Genomic DNA, 16,761 nt, shown 5'->3' on the forward strand with positions numbered 1-16,761 from the left:
CGGCGGGGACCCGCGCGCGTCAGGCGAGGGGGAACTCGGTGCCGTGCTCCTCCTGCGGGCGCGGCCCGAAGATGCGGCGCTCGGACACGGCGATGGCCACGTCGTTGATGCTCGCCTCGCGCCGCCGCATCAGGCCGTGCGCGTCGAACTCCCACAGCTCGTTGCCGTAGGAGCGGTACCACTGGCCGGCCGCGTCGTGGCTCTCGTACTGGAATCGCACCGCGATGCGGTCGCCGTCGAAAGCCCACAGGTTCTTCCGCAGCGCGTAGTCCAGCTCCCGCTGCCACTTGGCGGTCAGGAAGGCGACGATCGCGGCGCGACCGGTGACGAAGGTGTCCCGGTTGCGCCAGACGGAATCGGGCGTGTACGCGCCCGCGACCCGCTCGGGGTCCCGCGTGTTCCAGGCGTCCTCGGCCGCCTGGACCTTCCGCAGCGCGGACTCGCGGTCGAACGGCGGCAGCGGCGGACGGTCGGTCATCGTCGCGGTCTCCTCACGGCTCGGTGGCGCCCCCCTGCGCGGTGCCGGCCGGGCGGACGCGGACGATCATCATCGGTCCCCGGCACGCTAGAACCGGCAGGTGGCCGAGTCAAGAACGGTCCGTGACCGCGGCGCCGCCCGCTCCGGCGGGCGCGCTCCCGGCCCGGGCGTTCCGCCACTCGCGGGCGAGCACCGCGTAGACGTACTCGCTGCCCCAGCGGTCACCGTCGCGGTCGTTCTCGACGAGGTGGGCCTCGCGGCGCATCCCGAGCCGCTCGCACACGCCCACCGAGCTCCTGTTGAGCACGTCCAGCCGGGCGAAGAGCCGGTGCACGCCGAGGTGCGCGAACGCCAGCGCGGCCGCCGCCGACGCCGCCTCGGTCGCGTAACCCCGCCCGCCGTGGGCGGGGTGGAAGACCCAGCCGATCTCGGCCTGGCCGGCCTCGGCGCTCGCCAGCTTCAGGACCACCTCGCCGAGCACCCGCTCCTCGCCCGGCGGGCAGACGGCGAGGACCAGGTCGTCGCCGTCCGCGGCCCAACTCCCCTCGTCCGCACGCCGCGTGAGGGCCTGCGCGCACTGCTCGCGGGTGAGCGGCGGCCGGTAGAGGTAGCGGGCCACCTCGGGGAGGGCCTGGTAGGCGTGCAGGTCGTCGAGGTCGTCCACGGTGAACCGGCGCAGCGTGAGCCGTTCGGTGGCGACGGGCAGCGGGGGTCGGGTCATCGGTGCGCGTCTCCCCTTCGTCCGATGTCCGGCCAGCCTAGTGCGGCGTGCCGCCGCTGTTCCGGTCGACGGCCATCCGACCGGATGGCGCGCCCCGGGGGCCGGACGTACGTTATGAGGACGAGAGGGGTGCGCCGACGGTCGGGCGCCTCCGGGGGCGGGCTCGGTGACCCCCGGAAGGGAGCAGCGCCGGATGGACGGAACGGCTGCCAAGGAGCGCGCGTTGCGCCTGGTGCAGAAGCACGCGGTCAACCCCGTGGTGATGTTCGCCCACGACCTGGGCTTCCCGCCACCCGGTGACGCCCTGCTGGAGACGATCGGCCGGCGCACCGGACTGCCGCGTCGCACACCGGTCTGCGACGGGCTGGCCGGCGAGGTCTTCTGGCTGGTCGCGCAGCGCGGCCACCGCTCCGACTGGGTCCGCAACATCCGGGCGAACCCGCGGGTGCGGGTCAAGGTGCGGACGGCGTCCGGGATCCGCTGGCGGACCGGAACGGCACGCGTCCTTGAGGACGACGATCCGCGCGAGCGGCAGCGGCTGATCGGCGAGGGCGGCGTCGCGCGGCGCCTGTGCGCGGGCGCGTCCGCGGCGGCGGCCACGGACCCGCTGACGGTACGGGTCGACCTCGACGCCGTCTGACCGCGGGCCGGCCGCTCCTCCGCCCGCGCGGCTCTCCCGGGCGGAGCCGGTCCGCCCGAGCCTCGCGGGACCGGACGCTCAGCGCAACCGGCCGACCTGACGCCCCAGTTCGAGCTCCACTCCGTCCGGCTGCTGGAGCCCGAGCTCGAAGAGGCGGCGCACCCGGTCGGCGTTCTCCGGGCGGCCCGAGGTGCGGAAGAACGTGTTCAGGCTGGCCGCGGACTCCTCGTCGGGGACATGGGCGGCGGCGTCGACGAGCGCCTTCGCGTCGGACACCGCCACCTTGTCGAAGCCGGCGATCCGCCGGGCGAAGGTGTCGACGAAGCCCTCCAGTTCGCCCTCCGGCAGCACCCGGTTGACGTAGCCGTACGCGGCCGCGAGGTCCGCCGGGAAGTCGTCGGCGCCCAGGACGACCTCCATCGCGCGGCCCCGGCCGATCAGCCGGACCAGCCGGCCCATCGGGTTGCCGCCGGGCACGGAGCCCATGCCGACCTCGAACTGCCCGAGGACGGCGCGGGGCCCGGCGAAGCGGATGTCGGTGGCGAGCGCGAACTCGCTGCCCGCGCCGCGGGCCCGCCCGTTGATCTCGGTGATGGTCACCGCCGGCACCCGGCTGAGCCGGATGAAGTTGTCGGCGTAGGGGTGCAGTCCGGTCGGGCCGGGCCGCATGGCAGCCACCCGGGCCTGGTCGGAGCGCACGTCCCAGTGCGCGATGAAGAAGTCGGGGTTGTCGCTGCGGAACACCACGACGGTGAGCTCCGGGGCCTGCTCGATGCGGGTCACCAGATCTGCGAGCTGCTCGACGCTGTCGACGTCGAGCAGGTTGACCTCCCCGTTGGTGAAGGTCACTCTCCAGTAGGAGGGGGTCACCTCGTCCACCCGGAACTGCTGAGGGCTGCTCATGCCCCGACGGTAAGGGCCGGGCGCGCAGAATCCCGTGAGGCGCGAAAGCCCGACATGCCCGCCCGGGGCGGCCTGGTTGGGCCGCACGGCCGGGCGGGCTGCCCCGGGCGGGTGACCCGGACTACAGGTCGAGCTGGTACAGCAGCGAGGTGCTTGTCGGGAGGTAGCCGAGCGCGTCGTTGACGGCGCGCATGGCCCGGTTGCTCTCGGCGGTGTCCGTCGCCAGGCCGTCGAGCTCCGGGTGGCGCGCGGCGGCCTGCCTGATCGCCTCGGCCTTCATCCACCGGCCGAGGCCGTGGCCGCGGTGCTCGGGGAGGACCGCGGTGCCGTAGTGCTGGCCCTCGCCGCGGCCGTCACCGGGGACGACCAGCTCGGTGAACCCGACGATCGTGCCGTCCTGTTCGCTGACGGCGGCGACCGTGTACAGCAGGTCGCCGCGCTTCTCGACGGCCAGGGCCGCCGCCCGGACGCGGTCCACGTCCCAGACCTGGGTGCCGCAGTCGGCGTCGTCCATCGGCATGTCGTCCATGGCCCGGCGCGAGGCCGCGAAGGTCGCGGCGAGCGGGTCCGGGACGGTGCCGGCCCAGGAGGTCAGGCGGTAGCCGGGATGCGGCTGCCGGGCGGCCTCGGTGAGTGCGGGCAGGTCCGCCCGGGCCAGTGGGAGCCGGGTGTACCTCAGCCTGAGGACCGTGCGGAAGCCGCGGGCGGCGAGGAACCGGTCGCCCGGCGAGTCCGCCTCCGCCTGGGCGGTGACGCAGCGCCGGCCGGCGTCGCCTGCGGCGGCCACGGCCGCCGCCAGAAGCTGCGAGCCGGCGCCGTTTCGCCGCTCGGCCGGGTGGACGGCGAGTTCGAGTTCGGCCAGGTGGTCCTGGCCGGCCGCCGTGCGGACGCGCAGGAAGGCCGAGCCGGCGGGCGAGCCGTCGGGCAGGGAGGCCAGCCACGCCAGGCGGTGGCCGGAGGAACCGCCGTCGGGGTCGGTCAGTGCGGTGATGCGGAAGGACAAGGTGTCTCCGTCATGAGGAAGCGGGTTGGGGCAGGCCACGGGGTCCGGCACGAACGGCTCCTGCGCATGTGCTGCACACCTCCTCCTCGACGGCGCCCTCCTCGCGGGGCGGCCGGGCGACGCTATCCGCCGCGCGCGTCCGCCGGCAACGGGTTTACGGCCGTCCCCTGTTCGGGGCGGCCGTGCGCGCCCTCGACGCGCCCCGCAGCGAGCGTCCGCCACCGTCCTCACGGCGGTGCCGCCTGCTGCGGCTGAACCCGGGCGGTCCGGCGGCGGTCCGGCGCGCGCCCGGCCCACGGCGTCCTTACGCTGGGGAGAGCGAGTACCTCACACCAGCCGGGTGCAGCGCGCCGCCGCCCCCGCCACGGTGGGCAGGCACCCCCGCGCAGGGGAGCGGCTCGCCGGAACGCACGGCGTGGCGGAGAACATCGACATGTCGCCTCTGCGACCGGCCGGAGGAAGTGGCGTGGCCCATGCACCCCGACATCGTTCCCGGCGGCGTCCTGCCGGACTTCGCACTGCCCGACCAGACGGGCACGGTCCGCACGCTCAGCGAGCTGCAGGGCCGTGATCCGCTGGTCCTCACCCTGATGCGCGGGCACTACTGCCCCAAGGAGCACCACCAGCACCGGGAGATGGCGACCGTACTCCAGCCGAAGGCCGCGGTGGCCTACACCCAGATCGCGACGATCTCCACCGACGACCACCACACGCTGCAGGAGTTCCGGCTGTCGGTGGGCGCCCAGTGGACCTTCCTGTCCGACCCGGAGCGGATCGTCCAGCGGCAACTCGACATCCAGGAGTACACCGACCCCGATCACGACCCGATGATCCCGTACACCCTCGTGCTCAAACCCGGCCTGGTCGTGCACACCGTCTACAACGGCTACTGGTTCTGGGGGCGCCCGTCGGCGTACGACCTGTGGCACGATCTGCGCGACGTCACCCGGGAGATCCGCCCGGACTGGGACCTGAGCACGCCCGGCCTGCGCGAGGCGTGGGACGGCGGGGACCACTCGCTCTTCCACGGCTGGGACACGCGCTCCGCCGACCCGGGAAAGTAGGCGGGCCAGGGGGGCACTCCCGGCACTCCCGGCGGACGGATGGAGGGATCGCGATGGGCGACCAGGAGACGCGGGCGGCGCTGGAGCGGCACTGGGCGGCCTCCGCCGCGGGGGACCAGGACGCCGAGCACGCCATCTACCACGACGACGTCGTCACCGACTACCCGCAGTCGGGCGAGCGCATCGTCGGCCGGCGGGATCTGCAGGCGCTGCGCTCGCACCACCCGGCGCGACTCGGCTTCACCGTCCGCCGCATCCTCGGCGGCGGGGACCTCTGGATCACCGAGTACGTGCTCGCCTACGACGGGAAGCCGACGTCGACCATCAGCATCATGGAGTTCCGGGACGGCAAGGTGGCCCACGAGACGCAGTACTTCGCGGACCCCTTCGATCCGCCCGCCTGGCGCGCCGGATGGGTGCGGTCGATGCCCGGGCGCTGACGGGTCGCGATTCCGGCGCGCGCCGACCCGGCGGTGGACGGGTCGGGGCGCGCCCCGGCGTCAGGCGCGCGCCGCACGTGCCGCGCCCCGGCGGGCGTGCCCGGCGGCATGGACGAGCGAGTACCCGGCGACCGCCGCCCACGCGGCGACGAGCACGGCGTACAGCCCCACCCCGCCCCAGACGAACAGCGGCGACCCGCTCCTGGCGGCCAGCGCGCTGGTGCCGGTCACGCAGGCGCCGAGCGGGAAGATGAACGACCACCAGGTCGGCGCGAACGGCAGCCCCGCGCGGAACTCCCGCAGGGTCAGCGCGACCGCGAGGGCCAGCCACAGCACGGCGAAGCCCCACAGCCCCACCCCGGCCAGCAGCGCGAGGTCGGCCGCGCCCTGCGCGGAAGGGGCCGGCAGCACCCCGCGGGCGGCCACCGCCAGCGCTCCCAGCGCCGTGACCGCCTGGCCCAGCGCCCCCAGGCCGATCCACACCGTCGGCACGACCGCGCCCGCGGGGGCGTCGTGGTGGATGAGGCGGCTGTAGAGCATGGCGAGCACGAGGAACACGGCGACCAGGCCCAGCCCGAGCAGCGCGTAGCAGCCGAGCAGCAGGGTCTGCCGCGGCTGGCCGGCGGCCGCGTGCGGGACCAGCAGCGCCCCTGTCGCGGCGGAGACCAGCGGCGGCACCACCGGCAGCAGCCAGCCGCCGAACGCCGCGTCGGGCGCGAAGCGGTGCCGGGTGACCATCAGGTACGGCACGGCGCAGACGGCGACCAGCCCGCCGACGGTGCCGAGCGACCACAGCGACCAGCCGATGTCCAGCGCGGCCCGCGTCCCGACGACTCTCCCGCCGAGCAGGACCGTCCCGGCGCCCACCGTGAGCAGCGCCATCGGCGGTGCGCCGAGGAACTGCGCCGCCGCCGGGTCGGCGGCGTGCGCCCGCAGCGCCCGCTGCCGGAGGTAACCGGCGGCGAGCACCAGCAGCAGCACCGCGGCCGCACCCCACACCACCGTCGCGGCCGTCCGCAGCCCGGTGAAGCCGCGCGGCAGGGTGACCGCGGCGTTGGCGACGATGCCGGTGCCCATGACGGCCGCGAACCAGCCGGGACCGAGCGACCGGCGTCCGGTGTCCGTCGTCGTGGGCGGGCGCGGGCGGCCGGACGCGGAGCCGCCGGGCGCCACGTCGTCCGCGATCGGGCCGGCGGGATCGCTGCTGAGCTGGGGTGTCACGGGAGGGGACGCTTCTTTCGTGTTCCGGGGAGCGGTCGGCGCCCGGCCGGCGCAGGGCCGCCCGGCCCGGCGGCGTTCCGACCGTAGAGCGGCGCCCGGCCCCGGCCGCAGGGGCGAACGCGCCACGACCCCCTCACTTCGGGACGGCCACCTCCCAGGAGGCGCGCGCCGCCCGCGAGGACCCGGCGGGGAGCCCGGTCAGCGGGACCTGCGCGCGGTGCGGGGGCGATCCGGGGCGGCGGGCTCGATGCGGGGGGACCGGACGTGCTCGTAGACCATCGTCGTCTGCACGTCGGCGATCTCCCGGCGTTCGGTGAGGCGGTCGATGACGAAGGCGTAGACGCCGTCCACGTCGGGGACGGCCACGTGGATCAGGAAGTCGTGGGGGCCGGAGGTGACGAACAGGCCGATCACCTCGGGCAGTCGCGCCGCCCATTCGCGGAACCCCTCGATGACCGGGCGGGCCGGCGGCCGCACCCGTACCGAGATCAGGGCCTGGACCGGGCGGCCGGCCACATCCAGGTCCAGGGCCGCGTGGTAGCCGGTGATCACGCCCCGCTCGCGGAGCAGCCGCACCCGCTCCAGCGAGGTCGACGGCGCGACCCCGGTCCTGGCCGCGAGCTCACGGTTGGTCTGCCGTGCATCGTTCTGCAACTCGCGCAGCAGGGCACGGTCGAGCGCATCAAGTTCCATGACATCGACCGTACGCCGAACGACGTGCGGCAGACGCTGAGAGGTCGTGGACTTCTGCCTATGGTCTCCGCCCATGGACGTACGAAAGAACGGTCCGGCCCACGGCGCCGGTTCGGTGCTGGCCGCGGCGGTGCTGTGGGGCACCGTCGGCCCCGCCCAGGTGCTGGCCTCCAGCCCCATGACACCGGCTGCCCTCGGGGGCTGGCGGCTGCTCGTCGGCGGCCTGGTCCTCGGGGCGTTCACGGTGCGCCCGGCCCGGGTGCGGGCCCTCGCCGGGCGCACGGTTCTGCTCCCCTTGGTGGTCTGCGCGCTGTCGACCGGCATCTATCAGGCGGCCTTCCTGTCCTCGGTGGAGCGGACCGGCGCCGCCCTGGCCACGGTGATCGCCCTCGGTACGGCCCCGGCGGCCACCGGCCTGTGCGCCCGGTGGGCGACCGGTGAACGCGTCGGCTCCGCCTGGCTGGTCAGCACCGCCGCCGCCGTCGCCGGCTGCGCCCTCCTGATGGCGCCGGGCAATTCCCGCGTGGACCCGCTCGGCCTGCTGCTGGCCGTGACCGCGGGCACCTGCTACGGCCTCTACACCGTCTTCGCGAAGAAGCTCGCCGCTGCCGCACCCGCCGACCGGTTGCCGGCGCTCTCCGCGCTCTCCCTGCTGGCGGGCTCCCTCCCCCTCCTGCCCTCGGTGGTCACGGACGCCGCCGCGGTGCGCCACGGCACGACCCTGGCCCTGATCGCCTGGCTGGGCGTGGCCACGACCGCCGTCGCGTACCGGCTGTTCACCGCGGGCCTCCGCCACGTACGGGCGACCACGGCCGGGACGCTCAGCCTCGCCGAACCCCTCGCGGCGGCCGTGATCGGGTCGCTCCTCCTGCACGAGCACCTCACCCCCGCGGCGTGGGCCGGCTGCGCGCTGATCCTCGCCGGAACCGTCCACGCCTGCCTGCCTGCGGGGCGTCGCACTCGTCAGGACGCGGGTCGCCGCGGGGACGGCACGGTGGTGACGGCGCGGACGGTGCCGGGCGGGCCGGGCGGCGGTCAGCCGGCCGGGTGCGCCGCTCCGGTGGTGCGGAAACCGGCCCGGTAGGCGCCGGGGGTGACCCCCAAGTGCCGGACGAAGGCCCGGCGGAGGGACTCGGGGGAGCCGAAGCCGGTGCGCCGGGCGATCGCGGCCTGCGGGTCGTCGCCGCTCTCCAGCAGGGCCTGCGCCGCCTCCAGCCGGACCTGCTCGACGTAGCGGGCCGGACTGACGCCCACCTCGTCGCAGAAGAGCCGGGTCACGTGCCGCGCGCTGAGGCTGGCCCGGCGGGCCATCGCCGACAGGGTGTGATCGGCGCCGGGGTCCTGCGCGACCGCGTCCAGCACCCGGCGCAGCGCGTCCTGGCGCGTGTGCGGGGTGCGGGCACGCGCGCTGAACTGCGACTGCCCGCCGGGGCGTTGCATGAAGACGACCATGTCCTTGGCCACGGACCGGGCCACCTCGCCCCCGAAGTGCTCCTCCACCAGGGCCAGCGACAGGTCGATGCCGGCGCTGACCCCGGCCGAGGTCACCACCGTGCCGTCCCGGACGAAGATCGCGTCGGGGTCGACCGTGACGGCGGGGAAGCGCAGGGCGAGTTCGCGGGCGTTGCGCCAGTGGGTGGTCGCGCGCCGGCCGTCCAGGAGGCCGGCGGCGGCCAGCAGGAAGGCGCCGGTGCAGATGGACGCGGTGCGCCGGGAGCGCGCGTGCAGGGCGCGCACCTGGTCCAGCAGCGCGTCGTCCTTGATCAGCCGGTCCCACTCGGGGCCGCCGGGTACCACCAGCACGTCGCTCGTCCCGGTTGCCCGGTCGACCGACATGTCGACGCCGAGACGGGTGCCCGAGGCGGTCGTCACCTCAAGGCCGTCGGACGAGACCACCCGCACCCGGTACCGGCCGCCGAAGTCGTTCGCCGAGCTGAACACCTCGATCGGGCCGGTCACGTCCAGAAGGCGCACGCCGGGGAAGACGAGGACGGTCACCTGGAGGGGGCCGGTTGCGGCCTGGCTGCGGTTCATCGGATCCTCCGGACCGGGTGGCGGTGCGGTCATCCATGCTATCCGAGGTGAGTTTGCAAACCAAACCGACTACCCTGGTCGCATGCCCGATGTCCAGCCGCGTGCGTGCCCCATCGCCGGAACCCTCGACCTCGTCGGAGAGCGCTGGGCGCTCTTGGCCCTGCGCGAGGTGTTCATGGGGGTGCGGCGCTTCGCCGACATCCAGGCCAACACGGGGGCGCCGCGTGACGTGCTCACCAAGCGGCTGAGGTCCCTGGAGGCCGGCGGCGTGCTGGAGCGCCGCCGCTACCTGGAGCGCCCGCCCCGCTTCGAGTACCACCTGACGCCCGCGGGGCAGGCCCTGGAGCCGGTCCTGATCGGCCTGCGGGAGTGGGGCCTGCGCCACCTCGCGGACCCGCCGCCCGCGCCGCGGTTCGTCCACACCTGCGGCGCCGACGTCGTGACGCGGGTGGTCTGCGCGGCGTGCGGGCAACCGCTCGAAGGGGGCGGGCTGGTGAGCGTGGTGGAGCGGGAAGTTCTGGAGTGAGAGGGGTGGGGCCGGACTGGGGAGGGCCGGGCCGGGCCGGGCTCGGCGAAGCGGGGTGAGGGCGTGGGCCCCCGGACGTCGGCCGGGCGGGGTGGGGGCGAGGCGGCGAGTGCCGGACCGGTCAGGCCGCTTCAAACGAGGCCGAGTTGCCGCATCATGCCGAGCTCGTCGCTGCTGCCCCAGCGCTCCACGAGCTTGCCGCCCTCGAAACGGCTGATCTGCATGCCGCGGAAGCGCACGGACCTGCCGGTCGGCGCGTGCCCCAGGAGCTCGCCGCGGTGGGTGCCGGTGATGGTGTAGGCGAAGGCCAGCTCGTCCTCGGTCGCCAGCAGGTGCTCGACCTCGACGTGCAGGTCGGGGAAGGCGTTCCTGAGCACCTGGAACATGGCCTGGTACCCCTCCGGCCCGGGGCCCTGCCCGGGGGCGGCGTCGTGGTCGACCGAGCCGGGGGCGACCACGTCCGCGAGGGCGGCGAGGTTCCCGCTGTTGACCGCCTCGCCGAAGGCGGTCTGGGCGGCGATGTTGTCCTGCTGGGACATGGCACTCCTCGGTCGGTGAAGGCGTCGCCGGGCGGGCCGGGTCCGCTCGGCGGACCCGCTGTGGCCACCGATCCTCCGGGGCGGGGCCGCGCGCGCCACCCGACACGCCAGCGACGCCCCCCTTACGGCCCGCCCTGTCCGCCCGTCCGCCCCAACGGCGGGTGCTGCGGGGGTGGGCGCGGCTTCCGGGTCCGCGTGCCGCGGGGGGAGTGGGGGCGTTTCACCTGGGGTGCCCGGCGGCTGGCCCACCCGGCGCCGGGCCGGGCGGGGGCGGTGCGCCAACTCGCCGCGCCCCGTGGTGCGATGGGGACCGGACCCTTGTTCGTACATTATCGGATGGATATCTTTCCCCGATGAGGATCATCGGTTCGGGCTTCCTGGCCCGGAACTTGGCCGCTCGGGCGGACCGGCACCCCGGCGTCGTGGTCTACGCCGCCGGCCCGTCCGGCGGGTCCGCCGACGACGCCGGCGCCTTCGCCCGCGACGCGGAACGCCTCTGCGCGGCGCTGGCGGAATGCCGCACCGACGGCAGCCGGCTGGTCTACGTGTCGACCTCGTCCGTCGGGTTGTACGGCCGGCCGGGCCCGCGCCTGGTCGAGTCGGGGCCGGTGTACCCGTGTTCCGCGTACGGGCGGCACAAACTCGCCATGGAGGGCGTCGTCCGGGCGAGCGGGCCGGACCACCTGATCCTGCGACTCGCCTACCCCGTCGGCCCGTTCCAGCCGGCCCACCAGGTCGTGCCCGCGCTGACCGCCCAGGTGCGCGCCGGGCAGGTCACGATCCTGCGCGGCGCGCGGCGCGACCTCCTCGACGTCGCCCACTTCACCGCGATCGTCGACGCCCTGCTCATCGCGGGCGTCGCCGGCGAGGTGGTCAACGTGGCCTCCGGGACCGCGGTTCCCGCCGAGCGGATCGTCGACCACATCGCCGAACGCCTGGGCGTGCGGCCGCGGAAGCGGATCGTCGAGACACCGCCGGAGTCCGGGATCAGCGTCGACCGGCTGCGGGAGCTGGTGCCCGAGACGGCCGGATTCGGCTTCGGGCCGGGGTACTTCCGGGACGTGCTCGACCGCTACGTGCCGGTCACGCCGGTCGTACCGGAGGCGCCGGTCGGCGGCGCGTCCGGCGGGGCGGTCGGCCGGTGACCGCCAGTATCGGGGTGGTGGTCCCGGCGATGAACTCCCTCGAGTTCCTCGACCAGGCGCTCGGGTCCGTCGCCGCCCAGACCGTGCCGGTCGACGAGATCGTGGTGGTCGACGACTGCTCCGACGACGACACCGAGGCGCACGCGCGCCGCTGGACGTCCGTCCTGCCGCTGAAGGTGCTCAGCACCGGGCAGCGGACGGGCATCTGGGGCGGCCGGCGCGCCGGGCTCGCCGCCCTCGGCACGGACCTGGTGATGCAACTCGACGCCGACGACATGTTCGCGCCCCACCATGTCGAGGTGATGCGCGACGCCTACGCCGCACGCCCCGGGCTGATCAGCCCGCGCCCCCTCACCTGGACCGGGCGGGGGCCCTGGCGGCCCGCCGATTACACCAAGGCGCGCTTCCCGCTGCCCGGCGACCAGCTCGCCCAGCTCCTGGTCACCAACTACGTCCTGGTCGGCGCGATGTACCCCCGGCGGCTGTACGAGCGGATCGGCGGCTACCGGCCGACCCGTTTCGGCGAGGACTGGGACCTGTGGGTGCGGCTGGTGGCGGCCGGCGCGGAGGTGTCCAAGCCGGACGACCCGAGCTACGTCTACCGGGTCCGCGTGTCCAGCTACTCCAGCCTGTTCGACAAGGACGTCGCGCAGACCGAGGTGCTCCGCCGCTTCCTCGACGAGTGCGACAGCCCGGTCCACCGCCGCGCGGCGAAGCTGGCGATCCTGCAGCGGATCGGTCCGGCGTTCACCGAGGGACTGCCGCCGGCCCAGGTGAGCGCGGACCGGCGGCGGCTGCTCGCCGAGGCCGGGTGGGACCCGGACCGGGTGGCGGACGCGCACACCGATGCCGAACTCGGTCTCGTCGTACGGATGGTGGCGGACGACGGCGAGGAGCGCGTCGCGGTGATCGGCGGCGTCCCCGAACGGATCGTGCTCGCCGGCCCGGTGCGCGGCGGCGGGTGGATCGAGGCCGACGTCGTCGAGGACGGGACGCTGCGCCGGGACCGTTCCTCGCTGCGGGACATCCTCCGGTGACCGTCCTCCCGGCGGTCGGGACCCGTGTTCCGGAGCCCTCGGCGCGGCCGGCGTACGCGCCGGTCCCGGTGGTGCTGCCATGACCGTGCTGGCCTTCGACGGCATGCGCTCCGTACGGGGCCCGCTGACCCTCGGGCAGCGGATCGTGCGCGAGAGCCTCGCCCAGCGCAGCGCCGACGCCGACTACACCTACAACATCGACCGGGTGGTGCAGGTCCCGCCCGGCACGGAGCCGGCCGCCGTGTACGCCGCGGTGCACGCGCTGGTGCGCCGGCACGAGTCGCTGCGGACGCGGTTCCCCGCGGGGGCGGGGGAGCAGGTCGTCGACGGCGACGGGTCCCTCGCGGTGCGGTCGGCGGACGGTGTCGCGCGGGCGCGCGCCGAACTGGCAGCGCAGCCCTTCGACATCGCGGCCGAGTGGGGGATACGGGTCGCGATCGTCTCCCGGCGGGACCGGCCGCGTGCGGTGGTGCTGTGCCTGTCCCACCTGGCGGTGGACGCCTGGGCGGCCAACCTGGTGGCCGACGAACTGGCGGCGCTGCTGCGCGGATCGGCGCGGGGCGGTGCGACCCCTGGGGCGGGAGCGGGGCCGGCCGCGGGGCCTGAGCCGAAGCCCGTCCTGCAGCCGGTGGACCAGGCCGCGATCGAGGCGGAACCGGAGAACGTCGCGCGGCGCGCGGACGCGCTGGCCCATCTGCGGCAGGTGCTGCTGGCCGCACCCGCCGAGCCCGATGACGCGGGCGCCGACCCCGACGCCTGGCACCTGGGCGAGTTGCGCTCGACGGCGGTCGACCCCGCCGCCCGGGAGGTGGCGGCGCGCTGCCGTACCACCGCCGCGGTCGTGTACCTGGCCGCCGCGGGAACGGCGCTGGGCGACGGGCCGCACGTGCTGAAGTCGATCACCCACAACCGGGTGAGCCCGGCCGAGACGACGTGCGTGGCGCCGTTCGCCCTCGACCTGTTCGTGCCGGTCGACGCGACGGGCGGGACGCTGGAGGCGGTGGTGGCCCGTACCTGGGCGGCCTACGTCGAGGCGGCCCGCCACAGCCGCTACGACCCGGCCGCCGTACGGCCGCTCGTCGCGGAGGCGGCCGCCGAACGCGGCACACGCCCCGACCTGTCCGTCCTGGTCAACGACCTGCGGGCGGGGCCGCGTCCACCGGCCCCGGCGCACCCCGCCGCGAGCACCTTCCGCTGGGGCGAGCCCTTCCGGCTGCCCGGCCTGACCCGCTACCTCGCGCTCGCCGACGACGGGGACGCCGTGGTCCTCTCCCTCCTGGCCAACGGCACCGCCCTCTCCCGCGAGCGCATCCCGGCGTTCCTGCGCCGCATGGAGCAGGCGATCCTGACGGCGGCGGAGACCGCCGTCACGCCGGCCGGCCCCGGCGGGCCGTGAACGTACCGTCCCGGGCGCAACGGATACGGCCGTGACGAACAGCCCTGCCGGGGCGGGGAGTCGGGCCGGAGAGCGCGTGTTTCGGGAGCCACCGCGAGATGGTCGGGCGGCGGGGTGCCGGCCCTGGTGGTCGAGGTGGCAGCGGGCGGTCAGGCGTCAGGGTCGACCTCGGGGTGCGTGAACCGCACCGGCCTGCCCAGTGACCGGGCGTAGGCGATTTCGGCCCGGGTGCTGTCTCCGATGTAGCCGCCGACCAAAGCGCCTGAGTTCGCGAATACTGAGCACTCGGCGCCCCGAACCTGGGCGTTCGTCGCGTGTCGGTTGGCGATCATCGACGTTCTTTCATCCAGCAGGCGGGGCACATGTCGCGGCCATCGCGGGTCCAGTGCCATTGGCTTGTCATTTATCCCGTCGGCGGGGCTTGGTGCCCTTCTTGTGATGGGCGGGTCCGGTGTACGCCTCGCCGGGCGAGGACCCGTCCCACGTCGTGACGGTTCCCGAACGGCTGTTTCTTGAACCGAGTGGGCGGCCGGGGCCAGGTCGGGAGGGTTTGGGCGCACGCGCTGGCGTCGGGATCCGAGGTGGAGGTTTCTGAACCCGGTTCAGGCGGGGGTCGTGGTCACCCGCGCAGTGTGCCGCCCGGCCTCGGCGGTCCGGCCGGTTCACCGGCGGTAGCAGTGGCTTGACCGCTCTGTTCTGGTGAGCTGAAACAACCAGCCTGGCCCTGCTGGCCGGGGCCAGAGCACTATCACCGCTGATAGCGGCCTGGCCCTACCCGCAGGGCCGGACCTGGGAGACCAGGGATCATGACCGACCGTCGACCGCTCTCGCCTCTCGCCGCCCGCCTTCTCCGAGCCCGCTTCCGACGCTCCCGTACCCGCCCAGGCGGGTGGGCGCCGGCTGATGCCGGTCGAGCAGGGCGCCGACTTCCGCCAGCCGCCCGGCGAGACCGAGCCCGCACCCGCCCCGGCCCGACGTCCGCTCGCCCCCGGCGGCCTCACCTTCTCAGACCCGGACCGCCATATCTGAGCGCTATTACCACGCGCCACGTCCAGGACCAGCTCACACCTAGCCCTACCGCCCGGTGTGCCAGCGCCTCCACCTGGACAGTGGTCGGAGCCGGCCCGGCTCCCGCCTCGGATACCGTGTTCCTCTACGGGGTGCCATAACGGATGTGACGCCCCCCACCGGAGGTAGTCAGCGTATGAGTTCAAAGCGCAGCAAGAATCCAGCCCTGCCCGTACTCGACGACGCATTCCGACTCGCGTCGGTCAAGGACGCCGAAGAGTCCACCCGTGACTTGGCCGCGCGGCTGGCCACCACCGAGCTGCGCCGCGTTTCCCACCCGGGCCGGGTCACCTGGGAGCCCACCGATCAGGCCGAGCCCGTACCGGTCCCGCCGACCGTGGTCGACGGTGACGGGGACCTGTGGCTGCGGGACCGGGGCGCTGGCACCTGGACCATGCCCGAGTTCAACCCGAAGGAGTTCCCGGCCCGCTGTGGCGAGGTTCTGACGTGGAACGAGCTTGCCCGCGAGTTCGGCCCGCTTACCGCACTGGCCGACGACCGCCGCATCGGCGGCGGCCGGCGCTGACCGCGCAGCCTTCTGGGATGACCGCGCCCCTGAAGCGCCCGTTACGGGTAGCTGGGAGCTCCAGCTCACCGCCGAGCTCGACGATGGCGGCGCGTAGGTGAGCGTGGTGGTCGGTCACGATGTCTCCATGGTGCAGCCGGATACTTCGTCGCTGTCCGTGGGGTCGGGGTGGAAGAAGCGGGTGTAGTGGAGCCCGGTCTCCGGAGTGATGTTGAACACCGCGCACAGGTGCTGCGGGTCGCCGCCGGTGACGGCGGCCTCTTCGAGGATTCGGTCCTCGCGAAGTTGCTGGGCGGTGACCGGGAGGCCGCGCAGCAGAGGCTGCATCCAGCCGGTTGTGACCGGGGCCCGGGTGTGCGCGGTCTGCGAGCCGATGAACACCTGAGGGTTGCGGGTATGTGGCCAGCGCTGGCGCCGCGGGCCGATGAGGCCGGCCAGGCGACATGCGGTGTAGTTGCGGACGGTCGGCGCGTACTTCCGAGCCGTGTGCAGGTCGTCGCGCCGGTCAGCGAAGAGTCGGTCGACGTCCGCGGCCGGCGGCTGCGCCTTGCGCACCTTCGTCAGCGTGGCCAGTCGGCGCTGGTGCTCGCCGACGAACCGGTCGAGGTCGGTGGGAACCAGCTCCCAAAGCGGTCCGCCGAACCAACCTCGGACCTCCATCAGGGCATCCACGTCGCCGGAGATCGTCTCGTCGGCGAGTCCGGCCGCCGCCCGTGCGAGCACGAACTCCGACAGCAGGTCCTGCTCGAAGTCCGTGACGTCCTGCGGTGACTGCAGCAGCGGTCGAGGCCGGATCGGTGCAACGACTGCGAGCGACATCCGCCCCCTCAACTCCCTGAAACCATAAGGAATCTCAGGCTGCTAGAAGAAGGCTCACAAATTCCGAGGTTCCCTCACTCTTCACCCGTAGAGGTGACAGGGACCCATCGATGCACAACGCAGGGCCACTGGGGAGGTGCCCACGGGCACCGTGTGCGGGGGAACTCGGGCGCACATTCACCACGAGCACGTCATCAGCGAGCCGGATCTTCGCCCGGTGCAGAGCGTCGAGTCGCACCTTCAGTGCCTCGGCCTCGCCAGGATCGGACCACAGCTCGTGTGGCGACTTCAGGTCACAGCCCGGTTTGACGACGATCCTTCCGGCTGTGGTCTCGCGCAGATCGGCCTCGTTCATCTCGGTCATGAAGCGGGTGGGGCCGCAGATCACGACGATGCGCGGGAGGCTCAGCAGCTTCTTGGCGTCGGCGAGTTTTTCCTCGGGGGTGAGCAGGTGCGGGGATGACACCGGTTCCTCCTGGTGGCGAGGTCCAAGGGGCGCCTGCCGAGA

At 74.2% G+C, this 16,761-nt stretch carries 19 protein-coding genes; 9 read left to right on the plus strand and 10 right to left on the minus strand.

Going from position 1 to position 16,761, the window contains the following annotated elements:
• Positions 1–19: 19 nt before the first annotated feature.
• Together C4U44_RS25770 and C4U44_RS25775 are read right to left on the minus strand one after the other, a co-directional pair.
• Positions 20–478, minus strand: a complete 459-nt coding sequence (locus C4U44_RS25770; RefSeq protein ID WP_103888398.1) for a nuclear transport factor 2 family protein — start codon at positions 476–478, stop codon at positions 20–22.
• Positions 479–587: 109 nt separating this feature from the next.
• Positions 588–1,199, minus strand: a complete 612-nt coding sequence (locus C4U44_RS25775; RefSeq protein ID WP_103888399.1) for a GNAT family N-acetyltransferase — start codon at positions 1,197–1,199, stop codon at positions 588–590.
• Positions 1,200–1,392: 193 nt separating this feature from the next.
• Between C4U44_RS25775 and C4U44_RS25780 the strand changes: the two genes are divergently transcribed.
• Positions 1,393–1,839, plus strand: a complete 447-nt coding sequence (locus tag C4U44_RS25780; RefSeq protein ID WP_103888400.1) for a nitroreductase/quinone reductase family protein — start codon at positions 1,393–1,395, stop codon at positions 1,837–1,839.
• 78 nt (positions 1,840–1,917) lie between these two features.
• On the opposite strand, the gene C4U44_RS25785 is transcribed toward C4U44_RS25780, so the two are convergent.
• The gene (locus tag C4U44_RS25785; protein ID WP_103888401.1) at positions 1,918–2,742 is read right to left on the minus strand and encodes an enoyl-CoA hydratase/isomerase family protein; all 825 of its coding nucleotides are present in this window, start codon (positions 2,740–2,742) and stop codon (positions 1,918–1,920) included.
• A 121-nt stretch (positions 2,743–2,863) separates the two neighbouring features.
• On the minus strand, positions 2,864–3,745 hold the full coding sequence (locus tag C4U44_RS25790; protein WP_103888402.1) for a GNAT family N-acetyltransferase: 882 nt from the start codon (positions 3,743–3,745) through the stop codon (positions 2,864–2,866).
• Between the two features lie 473 nt (positions 3,746–4,218).
• On the opposite strand from C4U44_RS25790, the gene C4U44_RS25795 reads away from it, so the two are divergent.
• The gene (locus C4U44_RS25795) at positions 4,219–4,809 is read left to right on the plus strand and encodes a peroxiredoxin family protein (RefSeq protein ID WP_103888403.1); all 591 of its coding nucleotides are present in this window, start codon (positions 4,219–4,221) and stop codon (positions 4,807–4,809) included.
• Positions 4,810–4,862: 53 nt separating this feature from the next.
• Positions 4,863–5,249 carry a nuclear transport factor 2 family protein gene (locus C4U44_RS25800; protein WP_103888404.1) on the plus strand — a complete coding sequence of 129 codons (387 nt, stop codon included), beginning with the start codon at positions 4,863–4,865 and terminating at the stop codon, positions 5,247–5,249.
• A gap of 60 nt (positions 5,250–5,309) precedes the next feature.
• Here C4U44_RS25800 and C4U44_RS25805 read toward each other — a convergent pair whose 3' ends face one another.
• Positions 5,310–6,470 (minus strand): TDT family transporter, encoded by a 1,161-nt coding sequence (locus C4U44_RS25805; protein ID WP_235032349.1) that lies wholly within the window; start codon positions 6,468–6,470, stop codon positions 5,310–5,312.
• A gap of 198 nt (positions 6,471–6,668) precedes the next feature.
• The gene (locus tag C4U44_RS25810; protein WP_103888405.1) at positions 6,669–7,163 is read right to left on the minus strand and encodes an Lrp/AsnC family transcriptional regulator; all 495 of its coding nucleotides are present in this window, start codon (positions 7,161–7,163) and stop codon (positions 6,669–6,671) included.
• Between the two features lie 73 nt (positions 7,164–7,236).
• Between C4U44_RS25810 and C4U44_RS25815 the strand changes: the two genes are divergently transcribed.
• Positions 7,237–8,247 (plus strand): DMT family transporter, encoded by a 1,011-nt coding sequence (locus C4U44_RS25815; RefSeq protein ID WP_103888406.1) that lies wholly within the window; start codon positions 7,237–7,239, stop codon positions 8,245–8,247.
• Here the strand turns inward: C4U44_RS25815 and C4U44_RS25820 are convergent.
• Complete coding sequence (locus tag C4U44_RS25820; protein ID WP_103888407.1) at positions 8,199–9,197, minus strand: GlxA family transcriptional regulator; 999 nt, start codon at positions 9,195–9,197, stop codon at positions 8,199–8,201. The two genes, C4U44_RS25815 and C4U44_RS25820, sit on opposite strands and share 49 nt — an antisense overlap.
• 82 nt (positions 9,198–9,279) lie before the next feature.
• On the opposite strand from C4U44_RS25820, the gene C4U44_RS25825 reads away from it, so the two are divergent.
• Positions 9,280–9,723: a winged helix-turn-helix transcriptional regulator gene (locus C4U44_RS25825; RefSeq protein ID WP_103888408.1), complete on the plus strand. Its 444-nt coding sequence runs from the start codon at positions 9,280–9,282 to the stop codon at positions 9,721–9,723.
• A gap of 131 nt (positions 9,724–9,854) precedes the next feature.
• Here C4U44_RS25825 and C4U44_RS25835 read toward each other — a convergent pair whose 3' ends face one another.
• On the minus strand, positions 9,855–10,262 hold the full coding sequence (locus C4U44_RS25835; RefSeq protein ID WP_103888409.1) for an ester cyclase: 408 nt from the start codon (positions 10,260–10,262) through the stop codon (positions 9,855–9,857).
• 353 nt (positions 10,263–10,615) lie between these two features.
• On the opposite strand from C4U44_RS25835, the gene C4U44_RS25840 reads away from it, so the two are divergent.
• From C4U44_RS25840 to C4U44_RS25870, 4 genes are all read left to right on the plus strand, one after another.
• Positions 10,616–11,407 (plus strand): NAD-dependent epimerase/dehydratase family protein, encoded by a 792-nt coding sequence (locus C4U44_RS25840; RefSeq protein WP_103888410.1) that lies wholly within the window; start codon positions 10,616–10,618, stop codon positions 11,405–11,407.
• A complete protein-coding gene (locus C4U44_RS25845) occupies positions 11,404–12,444 on the plus strand; it encodes a glycosyltransferase family 2 protein (RefSeq protein ID WP_103888411.1) in 1,041 nt (346 codons plus the stop codon). The genes C4U44_RS25840 and C4U44_RS25845 overlap by 4 nt, the downstream gene beginning before the upstream one ends.
• Positions 12,445–12,523: 79 nt before the next feature.
• Entirely contained in the window at positions 12,524–13,840 is a 1,317-nt protein-coding gene (locus tag C4U44_RS25850; protein WP_103888412.1) for a condensation domain-containing protein, read from the plus strand.
• Positions 13,841–15,044: 1,204 nt separating this feature from the next.
• The gene (locus tag C4U44_RS25870; protein ID WP_103888414.1) at positions 15,045–15,434 is read left to right on the plus strand and encodes a hypothetical protein; all 390 of its coding nucleotides are present in this window, start codon (positions 15,045–15,047) and stop codon (positions 15,432–15,434) included.
• Between the two features lie 114 nt (positions 15,435–15,548).
• Here C4U44_RS25870 and C4U44_RS25875 read toward each other — a convergent pair whose 3' ends face one another.
• Together C4U44_RS25875 and C4U44_RS25880 are read right to left on the minus strand one after the other, a co-directional pair.
• A complete protein-coding gene (locus C4U44_RS25875; protein WP_103888415.1) occupies positions 15,549–16,253 on the minus strand; it encodes a hypothetical protein in 705 nt (234 codons plus the stop codon).
• A gap of 34 nt (positions 16,254–16,287) precedes the next feature.
• Entirely contained in the window at positions 16,288–16,719 is a 432-nt protein-coding gene (locus C4U44_RS25880) for a hypothetical protein (RefSeq protein ID WP_235032350.1), read from the minus strand.
• Between the last annotated feature and the right edge of the window lie 42 nt (positions 16,720–16,761).

It is taken from the genome of Actinacidiphila yanglinensis (assembly GCF_900107965.1).
Classification (GTDB): domain Bacteria; phylum Actinomycetota; class Actinomycetes; order Streptomycetales; family Streptomycetaceae; genus Actinacidiphila; species Actinacidiphila yanglinensis.

What these genes read in the sequence shown, in the direction of transcription:
- C4U44_RS25780 (WP_103888400.1), top strand. Translation starts at nt 1,393, where the DNA reads ATGGACGGAACGGCTGCCAAGGAGCGCGCGTTGCGCCTGGTGCAGAAG.
- C4U44_RS25825 (WP_103888408.1), top strand. Translation starts at nt 9,280, where the DNA reads ATGCCCGATGTCCAGCCGCGTGCGTGCCCCATCGCCGGAACCCTCGAC.
- C4U44_RS25775 (WP_103888399.1), bottom strand. Translation starts at nt 1,199, where the DNA reads ATGACCCGACCCCCGCTGCCCGTCGCCACCGAACGGCTCACGCTGCGC.
- C4U44_RS25850 (WP_103888412.1), top strand. Translation starts at nt 12,524, where the DNA reads ATGACCGTGCTGGCCTTCGACGGCATGCGCTCCGTACGGGGCCCGCTG.
- C4U44_RS25810 (WP_103888405.1), bottom strand. Translation starts at nt 7,163, where the DNA reads ATGGAACTTGATGCGCTCGACCGTGCCCTGCTGCGCGAGTTGCAGAAC.
- C4U44_RS25815 (WP_103888406.1), top strand. Translation starts at nt 7,237, where the DNA reads ATGGACGTACGAAAGAACGGTCCGGCCCACGGCGCCGGTTCGGTGCTG.
- C4U44_RS25795 (WP_103888403.1), top strand. Translation starts at nt 4,219, where the DNA reads ATGCACCCCGACATCGTTCCCGGCGGCGTCCTGCCGGACTTCGCACTG.
- C4U44_RS25870 (WP_103888414.1), top strand. Translation starts at nt 15,045, where the DNA reads ATGAGTTCAAAGCGCAGCAAGAATCCAGCCCTGCCCGTACTCGACGAC.
- C4U44_RS25770 (WP_103888398.1), bottom strand. Translation starts at nt 478, where the DNA reads ATGACCGACCGTCCGCCGCTGCCGCCGTTCGACCGCGAGTCCGCGCTG.
- C4U44_RS25835 (WP_103888409.1), bottom strand. Translation starts at nt 10,262, where the DNA reads ATGTCCCAGCAGGACAACATCGCCGCCCAGACCGCCTTCGGCGAGGCG.
- C4U44_RS25840 (WP_103888410.1), top strand. Translation starts at nt 10,616, where the DNA reads ATGAGGATCATCGGTTCGGGCTTCCTGGCCCGGAACTTGGCCGCTCGG.
- C4U44_RS25800 (WP_103888404.1), top strand. Translation starts at nt 4,863, where the DNA reads ATGGGCGACCAGGAGACGCGGGCGGCGCTGGAGCGGCACTGGGCGGCC.
- C4U44_RS25785 (WP_103888401.1), bottom strand. Translation starts at nt 2,742, where the DNA reads ATGAGCAGCCCTCAGCAGTTCCGGGTGGACGAGGTGACCCCCTCCTAC.
- C4U44_RS25820 (WP_103888407.1), bottom strand. Translation starts at nt 9,197, where the DNA reads ATGAACCGCAGCCAGGCCGCAACCGGCCCCCTCCAGGTGACCGTCCTC.
- C4U44_RS25875 (WP_103888415.1), bottom strand. Translation starts at nt 16,253, where the DNA reads ATGTCGCTCGCAGTCGTTGCACCGATCCGGCCTCGACCGCTGCTGCAG.